9 protein-coding genes are annotated in these 12,734 nt (G+C 43.4%); 3 read left to right on the forward strand and 6 right to left on the reverse strand.

Features of this window, described 5'->3' with window-relative positions; genetic code table 11:
• The 3 genes from ACJ751_RS08855 to ACJ751_RS08865 all read left to right on the forward strand — a co-directional run.
• Nucleotides 1–2,744 (forward strand): response regulator (locus ACJ751_RS08855; RefSeq protein ID WP_407745125.1); only part of this gene is annotated, 2,744 nt, incomplete at its 5' end.
• 589 nt (nt 2,745–3,333) lie between these two features.
• Entirely contained in the window at nt 3,334–4,137 is an 804-nt protein-coding gene (locus tag ACJ751_RS08860; RefSeq protein WP_407745126.1) for an SDR family NAD(P)-dependent oxidoreductase, read from the forward strand.
• 11 nt (nt 4,138–4,148) lie between these two features.
• Nucleotides 4,149–5,039: an RNA polymerase sigma factor gene (locus ACJ751_RS08865; RefSeq protein WP_407745127.1), complete on the forward strand. Its 891-nt coding sequence runs from the start codon at nt 4,149–4,151 to the stop codon at nt 5,037–5,039.
• 62 nt (nt 5,040–5,101) lie between these two features.
• On the opposite strand, the gene ACJ751_RS08870 is transcribed toward ACJ751_RS08865, so the two are convergent.
• The 6 genes from ACJ751_RS08870 to ACJ751_RS08895 all read right to left on the reverse strand — a co-directional run.
• Nucleotides 5,102–6,355, reverse strand: a complete 1,254-nt coding sequence (locus ACJ751_RS08870) for a YncE family protein (RefSeq protein ID WP_407745128.1) — start codon at nt 6,353–6,355, stop codon at nt 5,102–5,104.
• A gap of 186 nt (nt 6,356–6,541) precedes the next feature.
• Entirely contained in the window at nt 6,542–7,102 is a 561-nt protein-coding gene (locus tag ACJ751_RS08875) for a histidine phosphatase family protein (protein ID WP_407745129.1), read from the reverse strand.
• 35 nt (nt 7,103–7,137) lie between these two features.
• The gene (locus tag ACJ751_RS08880; RefSeq protein ID WP_407745130.1) at nt 7,138–8,322 is read right to left on the reverse strand and encodes an FAD-dependent oxidoreductase; all 1,185 of its coding nucleotides are present in this window, start codon (nt 8,320–8,322) and stop codon (nt 7,138–7,140) included.
• A 78-nt stretch (nt 8,323–8,400) separates the two neighbouring features.
• Nucleotides 8,401–9,258, reverse strand: coding sequence for a helix-turn-helix domain-containing protein (locus ACJ751_RS08885; RefSeq protein ID WP_407745131.1), 858 nt, complete (start codon nt 9,256–9,258; stop codon nt 8,401–8,403).
• Nucleotides 9,259–9,409: 151 nt separating this feature from the next.
• Entirely contained in the window at nt 9,410–11,779 is a 2,370-nt protein-coding gene (locus ACJ751_RS08890) for a glycoside hydrolase family 31 protein (RefSeq protein ID WP_407745132.1), read from the reverse strand.
• A 156-nt stretch (nt 11,780–11,935) separates the two neighbouring features.
• A partial coding sequence (locus ACJ751_RS08895) for a RagB/SusD family nutrient uptake outer membrane protein (RefSeq protein ID WP_407745133.1) occupies nt 11,936–12,734 on the reverse strand: 799 nt, incomplete at its 5' end.

The following is a 12,734-nucleotide window of genomic DNA, read 5'->3' on the forward strand; positions in this document are numbered from 1 at the left end:
ATAGCTTACATAAAGTGTATGCTGGCTTTGATGAGGTGCTTGTTATGGAAAGATCCATAATGAACTCTTTAAACGGGTTCGACGATTACGATGATCCGGTAACCAGGCTGCAGGCTGAAACCATACTGGAAGAAAAAGTACTTCCACGCACCGATGAATTAATAAATTCTTTAAACAATATCAGTTCCTATGTGCAAAGTATCAGGCGGCAGGAAAATAGCGAACTCACCCGTTCCACCGAAGAACTAAGGATCCTGATTATTTTATTAGCTGTTACCATCATTTTAGCCGGGATCTTTCTCTCGATATACCTGGCTAACGGCATCATTAGTCCTATCAATAAAATAAGGGGCATCATAAATGACCTGGGTAAAGGCATTATCCGCCGGATCGATTATCAGGCAAACAGAGATGAGATCGGTGAGATGGTGCAATCAGTCAATAATCTTTCCGAAAACCTGCGTGGAACGGCCAATTTTGCATACGAAGTAGGTAAAAGAAATTTCAATATTCCGTTTAATCCTCTGAGTCAGGAAGATACGTTGGGTAAGGCGCTCATTTCCATGCGCGATAATTTAAAAACGGGGGAAATGGAATTGTTGGAAATGGCCGGCTATTTAAATAAAAAAGACCGCCTGTTACAGGCCGTTGGATCAGCAGTTCATGAACTCATCAGTAATAATGATATTGAAACCGGCATTGGCAATGCCATTAAATTACTGGGCGTTCAAATGGGAGTTGATATGATATCAACCTTTCGTAATTATACCGATAATATCGATGAAAAAACATACAGCAGTCAGTTGGCATGTTGGAACAGCATCACCAATGAAGTGGAATACCGGGCGCCCGAATTTCAGCAGGTCTTCGTTTGTTTTTCCCCCGATATAGAGCAAACATTGCATGAGAATGAAATTTTTTACAGTAGTGTAGCGCAATTAAAAGAGTCGCGGATAAAAGAATGGCTCGAAAATAAGCAGGTGAGATCGTTAACTATTATCCCGGTTTTTGCAGAAGGCAGGTTATGGGGGTTTATCAGTATTCATGACTGCAAAATAGAACGCGAGTGGACACGCGCGGAATTTTCGATCCTGGAATCATTTTCCGATACATTAGGTTCTGCTATCGATCGTATACACATGGAACAGCAGAAGAACAACGCAGAAGCCGCCAGCATTGCCAAAAGCGAATTCATGGCCAATATGAGCCATGAATTACGTACACCTATGAATGGCATCATCGGGTTTACCGACCTTGTGCTAACGACCAGCCTTCAAAAAACGCAAAGACAATATCTGCAGAATGTTCAGAAATCTGCCTATAACCTGCTCAATATAATTAATGATATCCTCGATTTTTCAAAGATAGAAGCCGGAAAGCTAATTATAGATAATGCCAATTTCAAGCTTGATGAAATAATTGATGAAACGATCGATATATTATCTATAAAAGCCCAGGAAAAAGATATTGAACTTATTTGTAACATAGATCCCAAGATCCCGGCTCAGTTCTTTGGCGATCCTGTAAGAATACGACAAATATTGGTAAACCTCATAGGCAATGCTATAAAATTTACGCTTAAAGGAGAAGTGTTCGTAACGGTTAAGCAGGGATCTGCTATCTATGAAAAAGAGGGTAAGAAATTTATCGATATAGCGCTCGCGGTTAAGGATACAGGCATTGGCATTGCTGCTGAAAAAATAAACTCCATCTTTGAAAGTTTTACCCAGGCAGATTCTTCCACTACCAGAAAATTCGGTGGCTCGGGTCTTGGGCTTACCATTTCGAAACGGCTGGCAGAATTAATGAATGGAAATTTGCAGGTAGAAAGCGAATATGGAAAGGGAAGCACCTTTACCCTGCACCTTGCCATGGAGATTGTAAGCGAACTGCCTGCTGTTTCATTTGCTTCAAAAGGCAAACTGCGCAGGGTATTGGTTATAGACGACAATATTACCAATTGTAAATTAATGGAAGATATTTTCAGGTATCTGAATATTCCCTGTAAGATCTGTTATAACGGCCCTGAAGCAATACAGGCAATTGAAAGATCCGGTAAAGAGAACAAACAATTTGACCTTATTATTACGGATAATCAGATGCCTGAAATGGATGGTATTACATTGGTGCAACAAATTAAAAAAACAATGAAGGCCGATGCCATACCATTTATCCTGATGCTGTCATCGCTTGAAAGAACAACCTTTCAGCAGGAAGCCGAAAATAGTGGCATAGACAAATTCCTTTCCAAACCGGTAAAACTGGGTGAACTCACGAACCTGCTGACGTCGCTCTTTGAAAAATCTGATTCCCTGGAAGAAGACCCCGATAAATTACCTGCACCGGAAAAGTTATTTCAGGGCGCAAAAATATTGGTTGCAGAAGATAATCCGTTGAATATGCTACTTATATCTGAAGTACTGGTGAAGATGGGAGGTGAGGTAATTGAAGCCGGAGATGGCAAGGAAGCCATTGAACTGTTGCTGCAGCACTGTCCTGATATAGTGTTTATGGATGTGAATATGCCAGAGATCGATGGCTATATAGCCACCCAGAAAATTCGCCGCCTGCCTTCACCATACAGCAATATTCCCATTATTGCGTTAACGGCCGATGCGATGAAAGAAGATAAAGAACTTTGTCTGAAAGCAGGGATGAATCACTTTATATCCAAGCCGTTTCGTTTGGAAGAAATAGAGTTTATTATGAACACGTATTTAAAAAAGAATGTAGCTACCATGTAAAAAGTACCCACCGGTTACAATAATCAGATATGTATACAACAGTAAGAAGTATCACCTATTTTAGAAACACTTTCTCCGGAAGAAGATGGGATGATGAAACATAACAGTATTATTATAATATTATTCAATAACCTCTGAAAGGATCAATTCCGGTACGCGAATTATTTAACCTGCTAAATCGTATTGAATATGGAATTGGATATTACCTGCAACTGCCAAAGGCACCTGCGGATCTCATTTTTTTTGATAATGTGGATGTGCTCTTACATTCAAATGATAGACCAGGCGCGCCTGGATCTGTCTGACCAGCATACTAACCATACACTCAATCATAACTAATACTAAAAATGATCCCAGATGAAGAAGATTGTAAAGCCGTTGATCTGTTTTATTTGTAAGGTGAAGTTTAAAGCCCTCCGGAGTATTATATCTTCAGTGTAAGTATCCTACCGAATAAATTTTCTTACAGAAAGGCCCCCATTCAGGTTACCAAATACGTGGTACCCAACATTTTGGAAGTCATTTTTATTATTTTCTAAAATTCCGACCGTTTTACGAAGCTTATTCGTCCATAGATAAATACCTACAAATGGAAAATCTAAAAGACAAAGTAGCTGTCGTTTTTGCGGCATCCGGCGAGATTGCCGGAGCAGTTGCCCGATCGTTTTCGCAACACGGAGCAAAGGTGTATGTTACCGCTCGTAACCAGGATGCCATCAAAGCATTGGCGCAGGAGATCAAAGCCAATGGCGGACGCGCAGAAGCCGTGAAAGTAGATGCATTGAATGAATCTGAAATTGACAACTTCTTAAAAAAGGTGGTCACAGACAACGGTAAACTGGATGTAGTATTCAATGGTATCGCAGTCGACTATAGCGAGATGGGTGGCCGTCCGGCCGCAACGGAGGCTACGTTAGAACAATTTATGGCCCCAATGAATAAGATCGTCGGTTCACAATTTCTTACTTCACGGGTAGCGGCGAAATACATGATGCAATCCAGATCTGAGGGCACTATTTTATTGTTAACAGCCGCAGCGTCCCGGTCCAAGATCCCCAATTTGTCGGGCTTCTCGGCTGCAGCTGCCGCCGTTGAAGGAATGACCCGCGTAATGGCCGCTGAATGGGGAGGAGAGGGCATAAAGGTGACCTGTATCTGCTCCGGCGCTATCATGGAGACGAAGCGGATCTCGGGCTGGATCGAGTCCGCATCAAAACAGTACGGCATACCCGTAGAGCAACTGGTTGCACAATACAAAGCATTCGACATCTTAAAGACGAGTCCCACCCTGAAACAACTGGGTGAAACGGCGGCCTTCCTGGCCTCCGATACGGGGATAGCCTTCAACAGTCATATTGTTGATGTGGACTGCGGTAAACTGAACGTATTATAATAATTTAGCGGTTGCAGCTTTCAACAGGAAAGCTGCAACCTGATTTTTTATTTATTATGGAAAGAGAAGAGATCCTCCAGGCTGCTATTGCCGGCGATATCAATGCATTCCAAACGCTGTTTGCCGAATTTCAAAACCAGTTGAAGTCTTACCTGTACCGGTTGGTTACCAATCGGGACGATGTAGATGACCTGGCGCATGATACTTTTATCAGGGCATTTTCGAAAATAGCAACCTTTAACCAGGAATCCTCCCTGAAAACATGGGTATTCAAGATAGCTACCCACCTTGCTTACGATCATTTAAGAAAACGAAAAAGATGGCAGGCCGATGCACAGGACCGGGCTGCAGACCTGGCCATAAGTTCAGACGAGATCAGGCAGGTGTTTTGGATGGTGCACAATACCTCGCCTGCCGGGGCTTACGAAATGAAAGAGCATATCGACTATTGTTTCACCTGTATTTCAAAGACCCTGCCCATAGAAAACCAGGTAGCGCTGATCTTAAAGAATATGTACGATTTTCAGGTAAAGGAAATTTGTTTGATCCTCGAAAAAACGGAAGGCGTAATAAAACACCTGTTGAATGATGCCAGGAATGTTATGACGGATATCTTCGAACACAGGTGCGCGTTAATCAATCAGAACGGTGTTTGTCACCAATGCAGTCATATAAATGAGATATTCAACCCCAAACAGGACCAGCAGGAGGAATTGATGAAGTTGGAATTGGTAAAAGCATCAAAGAAATATAACCGGGATGAGCTGTTTGCTTTAAGAACATTGCTGGCAAAAGCTATCGATCCCCTGCATGCGGCAGGTACCGACTTTCACGAGGAAATGATGAAATGTCTCAGAACGGCAATAGGGGAGAAGAGCGATTTTTTTGAGGAGGAAAGATGAGTTACAAACATAAAAAAAGCTCCACATTTCTGTGAAGCTTTTCCAATGATATTATCTTCAAATTATTTCTTCGCAAACGAAAATATATTGATGGTTCCATTATTATAACTGCAAACCCAGGCCTCCAGTTTGTTATCATCTTCAAAAATATCCACCCCTACGGGGTGGCCTTTGCAGGTAAGTGAAGCTATTCGCGTGAAGCTGTTATTATTGACCTTAAATACTTCTACTTTATCACTGCTATAACAGGTTACAAATAAAAACTGGTGATTTTTAGAAAGGGCAATAGTGCGTGGTTGTGCATGGGTACGGGCTGAAAATAAGGATTTACCGGCTACAGGATCAATACAGGCGATTCGCGCCAGCTTGTTGTAAGATACCAATAACCGGCCACTATCTGTCAATACGATATGACGTGGATTTGATGCAACGGGTATTTCCGATTCCTTTGTCCAGGTTTCATTATTTATAACAGTAATGGTAGCGCCACCCATGATGGCTACATACGTTTTTTTCCGTTGCTCATCAACCACTATGCCTCTTGGAATGGCAGAAACAGGAACGGTGCTCACTGTTTTCGCATAAGGAAAAGTGGCAGTGTCTGTAGCCAGCACGCTCACACTATGGGAATGCCAGTTGCTTACCAGTAAATTTTTACTATCTGCTGTCCGGGCAATTACTTTTGGAGTATTACCTGTTGCAATAACCGGCACCCGTATGGAATCTTTGTTAGCAGAACCTGTATATTCTATATAGATCTTTTTTTGTTTTATCCTGATATCTGTAGTGTCTATTCCCCAACCAATGACTGGTTCGGTGGGAATGGGTACAATGCTTGCGGCATTATGTAAAGAAACCCAAAGAAATTTGTCGTCATGACTCAGGCAGGCTTCTACCGGTTTTTCCTGATAGCTTGATATGGGTTTGTTGGTTTCATAATCCCAGCCAGTACCAGCCGTTGGAATAAATTTAAATTCCCGCTGAATCCGTCTGCTGGCCTGGTTAAATTCATAGATGCTCATGCCTTCCAGGTTCATGGCATATAGTTTTTGTCCGGTCTTGTTAAATAAAACTGATTTTGTGCCGGGTGCAGCTTTTATGTGCTCCGTTTTCTGAAAAGTTAGCCTGGTATATGCCTTTAATGAGGGGAGAACAGAAACAGTATCACCGTTTGTGCGCCGGGTCGTATCAGTTTTGTTTGAAATATGATCGCTGCCGGTAAAAATGTCATTGGCTAAGCGGGTGTCATGAGGCCTTTCGAATGAACAACAGATGGAACAAAGGAATAGGTTTGCGATAACCTGACATGTTTTCATAGAACGGTTTTTCACCAGGCTATCTACGTTGTTCGCAAATAGTCTGAATGCAGTTTAGGGGTATAAAAAAAGGACAAAGCAGAGATCCTTCCACTTCATCCTTCCTTGTGATACAAAGATATATTTTTCAAATCATTTTTCAAAACGAGGGGGCTGCATCATCCCCGTTACCTGCAAACAGGCATACTACCTGCAGTCATTCGCCGGATTTATATTTTCTTTATCGGTCGAAACCATTGCCTGGCCGTTTTTAAAAGTTATGATCCAGATAGAATCAAAATCATCACCGCTCCATTTCATTCCCTTTGCATCTGCGCCCAGGGCTTTCACCAGATTATCTATTTTATCGTGCTCCCAAACTACCAGCGCATACCCGTTTGTTTTTAAAATGGCTGTAGCCATCTCTTTTACCTCATCCACATCATATTTTGTGTTAATGCCGATATTGTACTTTATAGCAAACGGACTAATTGTTTCAAACATTCTTACATGACTGGCAGATTTCCCGTTATTCATCGACGGTACGAAGATCTTATCCGGAACTTTATATTTAGCATATAAAACAGCAGGCAACTGCAGCGACCGGTTAAATCCTTTGCAGGAAAGATTATCGCCAATATCCGGTTTTTCGCCATGCCGGATAATTACCACTCTTTGTACGCCTGTATTTTGCTTTTGCGCAAAGCTGTCATTACAGGTGAGGGTGATTATTGTTATTGCCAGTAAGCTTTTAAAAAGGTTATTCATATAGTTTGATTTAATGCGATCTGTAAGTTAACCAACTATTGCACATTTGAACCAAACATTTCCAACAATTTCCTGATCGAGGCATCGGTAGGAGAGGAGAAGTCTTTTATCCCTTCCAATGCTTCCTTTCCCAGGATGGCAGCTCTTGCCCGCATCCGTTGTTCATAAGCTCCTATAGCGGCTTGCAGGTCATTAAATTCACCGCTGGTAAGGCATTCGCTTACATCCAACGCATCCAGCATGGCCGTATTAACCCCTTCGCCTGATGGCGGCATCAAATGAGCGGCATCGCCAATGAGCGTGATAGTTGCTTTTGGCTGCCAGTGCTGGTCTATAGGAAAATAGTTTAATGGCCGGGGCACAAAACGGTTACAGGCTTTGAATAGCGAATAGAATACAGGATTCCAGCCTTCAAAGAAATCAACTAAATAATCGTACACCTGCCCGCTGTTATTAAAGTCAATGCCACAGGTTTTAATCCAGTCTTCAGGATATAATGATGTGGCATAAAATGTTATGCCACCGTCACCTCTTGGTTGGGCAGCGATGGTCTTTCCCGGGCCCATTGCCATAAGATTAGCTTTATTAACTAACTCATACATGTCAGGGCAATCTTTTTCAGGATCGTCTATCTCGCCCTGGATAATGGTTGATCCTGAATAGCGTTCTTTAATATCTGTTACATAGGGACGGATCTTTGACCGGTAACCGTCTGCCCCGGTCACGAGATCCGCAATAGCCGTTGTCCCATTTTTAAAGGTGAGTTTCCAGGCATTGTTTACCTGTTCCAGGCTGGCAAACTGACTGTCCCAAACAACAGTTTCAGGCTCCAGCGATTCTATTAGCAAATTTCGAAGGGCGCCTCTGTCAATCTCCGGCCTGAAGCGCTCGTCATCAAAATCAACAGGTCCCTTGTTCGGTTCATCAAAAAGGATAGTCGCATCCTTGTCAAGCAAACGGAACTTATCAGCCCCGGGCATATAACTCGCTTTAAATGCATCCAGCAAACGGGCTGCTTTAATCACTTTCAACCCTGATTCAAAGTGCAGATCAACTATGGCGCCCTGTACGCGTGCTTCATTGCTGAAATCCCGTTCATACACTTTCACGGCTGCCCCTTTACCTTGTAAAAGCCTGGCCAGCGTTAATCCACCCGGTCCGCCACCTACGATGGCTATCTTTTTGTTGGCTAATAATCCTGTTGCTTTTGATGTCTTCATCTTTATATCCTTTTGAATTGATACAAAGGAACAGACTATCAAAAGTGTAAACAATATCGATACGTGGTAAGTATAGGACTAATCGAAGTTTTTCCCCCGAAAAGCCAAAGGGGTCACACCTGAAACTTTGGCAAAGAGCCGCACAAAGTAAGAGTGATCTTCATAACCCAGATCACCTGCAATCTCTTTTACGGATCTGTCGGAATGATACAACAGTCGCTTTGCTTCCAATATGATCCGCTGCTGAATGTGCCAGGAAACAGCATAGCCCGTAGTGGTTTTCACACACTCATTCAGATACGGAGTGGAGATATTCAGTCTTTTAGCATAGTCCATCGGACTTTTGGCGGTTGTAAAGTTACGTTCCAGCAAAGATCTGAACGCTTTGGTAATTACTTCAAACCTGGAGGCGTTTTGCGCTGGTTTAGATTGGGCTAAATACTGCGAAGCGACTAATGCGACCAGGGTATTACAGCTTTCTTTCAGGATCTGGTGATACAGTTTCTCCTTCTTTCTTTCAGAAAATTGTATACATAGGGAAGCCGTTTCAGAAAGAATGGTTTGCGTCTCTTTTTTTAAAGATAAGGGCACGACAGGCGTGAGGTCTTCCAGTAATTGCAGGAACTCCGGAAGAAGATTTTCACTGGTTATGATCCAACTGCTGATCGTAGCCTTATCGAACCCGATCAGCCGATGCACCTGGTTAGGATGCATGTATATCACCGCTGGCGCCTCTATTGCATATTTTTGAAAGTCAATCTCAATATGGGTGGTCCCTTTTTCCTGCAATATAAAGGAATGCCCCCCATCCCTATGCGATCGCTCCACCTCCTTGAAATTGGGCGAACCATCAATTGAATTTCTGATAATGATTATTCCTTCACCCACTCCGGGGGGAAAAGCATTGACAGGAATATGTTTGTTTTTGGCGGGCATCAAGCTATAATGCTAAAAGATCCAATTTCTTATTTTAATCCCAATATTTTTTTCAGACTGGCTGCCGCACAACCCATGGGCATAAAAAAAGCTCTCCGAAGAATCGGGGAGCTTTTTCGTATGTGCCATTTTCTACTTCTGAGACATTCAATTACAGATGAGTTACTATTGCTTTGCCTGTATAGTTAATCACCTTGTCAAATTTTGTGGGCGTTTCCATGCCAATTCCATTATTACGGGTTACCAATACAATATTGAAAGTAAGATGCTCAGCCATTCCAGGGTAGGATCCCTTTCGATCTTTGATCACCAATGTGCGGGTTTTATCGTTCCAGACCAGGTCGGTAGTAGCATATTTTCCTTTTTCATAATTGTAATTGTCGCCTTCGTCTTCATACAAAGTGAAATTGCCATCGGCCCCTTCATAAATTCTTATTTCAAGCGCCTCCGGCTTTTTTTCGGAAGTGTATTGTTGAAACGGGCCCATCGGAACAATTGAGCCGGCCTTAATATATAAAGGCATAATGTCTATTGGCGCTTCTTTCTCTACATCCTGTCCGCCAGGCAATTTTTCACCTGTCCAGAAATCGAACCACTGGGTTCCCGCAGGCAAATACAATTTTTGCTTTTTGATGGTATTGAGATCAACGGCGGTATTGCCATTCGCTCTGTTGGTATACATGGAATCTGTTACGGGACAAACCAATACGGATCTCCCGAACATATATTCATTATCGATGTTCCATACTTTTTTATCGGTTGCAAAATCCATCACCAGGGCACGCATCATAGTACCGGCGTGAGAAGTAACCTGCCAGGCATTGGAATAATTATAGGGGAGGAACCGGTAACGCAGGTTAATGAACTTTTCAATGGCATCGTAAGCCCAGTCGCCTTTGGCGCCAAACTGATAAATTTCCCTGGGGGTATCTGTTCCGTGTGAACGCATCATGGGGCAGAATGTTCCAAACTGCAGCCAGCGCACATACAGTTCCCGGAAGGCTGCATCGCTTACGCCGCCCGGATAATTTCTTCCTGAGAAAAAGCCGCCAAGGTCGCTGTTCCAGTATGGTAAACCGGATAAAGACAAATTAAGACCGCCGGAGATCTGTTTGCGGAAAACATTCCATCCCGATACCACATCGCCCGACCACATCATGGTGCCAAACCGTTGCTGACCGCTAAATGCCGACCTTGCCAGAATAAATACTCTTTTATTGGCCGTGGTTGCCCGCTGATGTTTATAAACCCCGCCGGTATGAATTAACGGAAATGCATTCCGGACTTTTCTATAAGCACCAAGGAAAGTTTTATAGGATTCATCACTTTCTTTATCCTTGAAATGATCGGGTTCGGTTGAGTCGAGCCACCAGCCATCAATGCCGATAGAGAAAATATTTTTATTCATGTACTGCCAGTAGATGTCCCGGGCGTGCGGATTGAATGCATCATATACCTGCACATTCGGATTGATGGGCCAGGTAACATAATCGCCAAACAACATATTCTGTTGTTTGAACGTCTCGTAAATTTTCGTTTTGTTGCCAAACGAGGGCCATACAGAAATAATGATGTGCGCATTTTGGGCATGTACACTATCCACCATTTTTTTAGGTTCTGGAAAACGGGGATTGCCAAACTCGGTTGAGTTCCAGTAGCTTTCATCTTCACTCCAGTACTGCCAGTCCTGCACAATGCCATCCAAAGGAACATGCAGTTGCCGGTACCTGCGCACCACTTCATTGGTTTCGTACTGGCTTTTATACCGCTCGCGGCTTTGCCAGTAACCAAGCGTCCAGCGGGGGAACAGCGGCGCCTGCCCGGTGAGTTGGCGATAACCGGCAATTACTTTATCGGCATTGCCGCCCTGAATAAAATAATAATCTATACCCGCCCCCACTTCCGATTGAAATGACGTTCTATTGGCACTGTCTTTATAATGGGTGGTTGAAGTGTTATCCCACAATACACCGTAGCCTTTGACAGATTGAAAAAATGGGATGGCGATCTGCATATTGTTTTGCTTCAGCAGCAATTGCTGACCGCGCTGGTCCATTGTACCATTCTGATGCTGGCCCAACCCATAAACAGATTCACCGGCTTCCAATTGAAACGCCTGTTCAACTTCATACTGTTGAGGATCTGCCGAAGGTGAAAAATGAGTTCCATCTTCTTTTTCCTGCAATAACAAATGGCCCTGCGGAGTATAAAAACGAATGGCTGCCGTTTGCCGGTTAAGCGTAACCTGCAATGATTGACTGCTTACTATCAATTCATTTCTTTGATCGGCAATAGTCAGCGACCCGTTTTGTGGGGACGCAATGACCGACAGGCTCTTGTCCTTTGCCGTGGCGCCTGCCGGCAATTTTATTATGCGCACAATTTGCGGCGTATAAAATTGCACCTCCACATCAATTGCCTGCATCCTTGCTTTGATCCCATTGGGAGTACGCTGGTACGATTGCGACCAGGCCGTAATGGGGAGACACAATAGTAAAAAAATGATCCTTCTGTTATTCATTTGGGCTGTGTTTGCTTATGGAGAAGAAGTAAGAAGTAGAAAACCGGTTGACAAGTTAAAAAGTTGACGAGTTAACTGGTTAACTTGTTAACTCGTCAACTCGTCAACTCATCAACTTCTTATGACCTCAAGGGTCAGTTATTTATAGATCAGTGATTAATAACCGGGATTCGGTTTCAAATTCGTATTCTTATCCATCTCTGTTTTAGGAATGGGATACAGTGCCCGGTAATCTCCATTGGGCATATGAGACAACCATGATTTTTTGGTAAACACGCCAAACCTGATCATATCTGTTCTGCGGCGGGCTTCCTGGTTAAATTCCCAGCCCAATTCATCGAGGAAACGGCCATATTTGATATCGGCGCCGCCTTCAAAGGTTGACATCAAATGATTGCGCAGCCCATAGTCATAACTGCTTCCGCCCAACAACTGTGCGCCTGTTACAACCGCTTTGGCAGGGTTCGATTTAAAAGCCCGCTGACGCACCTGCGTTACAATGGCAGCTGCTGCATCAGCGCTTCCCAATCTTAATAAACATTCAGCCTTCATCATCAACACATCGGCATACCTGAAAAGCGGCCAGTCATTACTGAGGCGGTTGGTAGCCTTCATCGCTATTTCAAATTTCCCCAGCCTGAACCCATCTACTTCTTCCGATTGGTCAACCCCCGGCAAAACATTGCGATAAGCCAGCGGCTTTCCTACAAAAGCGCCCATAGTGCCAAAGATGCTATCGCCTGTAGCCGTATACTGCTGTCCCCTGATGTAGTTATCGAGCAGGCGGCTGTCTTCGGGGTCAAAGGTGTTTATAAATTGCGGTACTGCGCATACGCCACCCCAGGGCGAAGATTGCAGGTTGTATGTTTTTTGATTTTCCGGCTCCAGCGTTTGCATATGCACATCAAACGAATTCCATTCGTTCACATATTTTGAATCGAAAGGCAGGGCAAAT

This window comes from Niastella sp., from assembly GCF_045805085.1.
GTDB lineage: Bacteria > Bacteroidota > Bacteroidia > Chitinophagales > Chitinophagaceae > Niastella.

Bases quoted from the DNA above. Each gene is read 5' to 3' on its own strand.
- ACJ751_RS08860 (WP_407745126.1), top strand. From the start codon at position 3,334: ATGGAAAATCTAAAAGACAAAGTAGCTGTCGTTTTTGCGGCATCCGGC.
- ACJ751_RS08870 (WP_407745128.1), bottom strand. From the start codon at position 6,355: ATGAAAACATGTCAGGTTATCGCAAACCTATTCCTTTGTTCCATCTGT.
- ACJ751_RS08875 (WP_407745129.1), bottom strand. From the start codon at position 7,102: ATGAATAACCTTTTTAAAAGCTTACTGGCAATAACAATAATCACCCTC.
- ACJ751_RS08880 (WP_407745130.1), bottom strand. From the start codon at position 8,322: ATGAAGACATCAAAAGCAACAGGATTATTAGCCAACAAAAAGATAGCC.
- ACJ751_RS08885 (WP_407745131.1), bottom strand. From the start codon at position 9,258: ATGCCCGCCAAAAACAAACATATTCCTGTCAATGCTTTTCCCCCCGGA.
- ACJ751_RS08890 (WP_407745132.1), bottom strand. From the start codon at position 11,779: ATGAATAACAGAAGGATCATTTTTTTACTATTGTGTCTCCCCATTACG.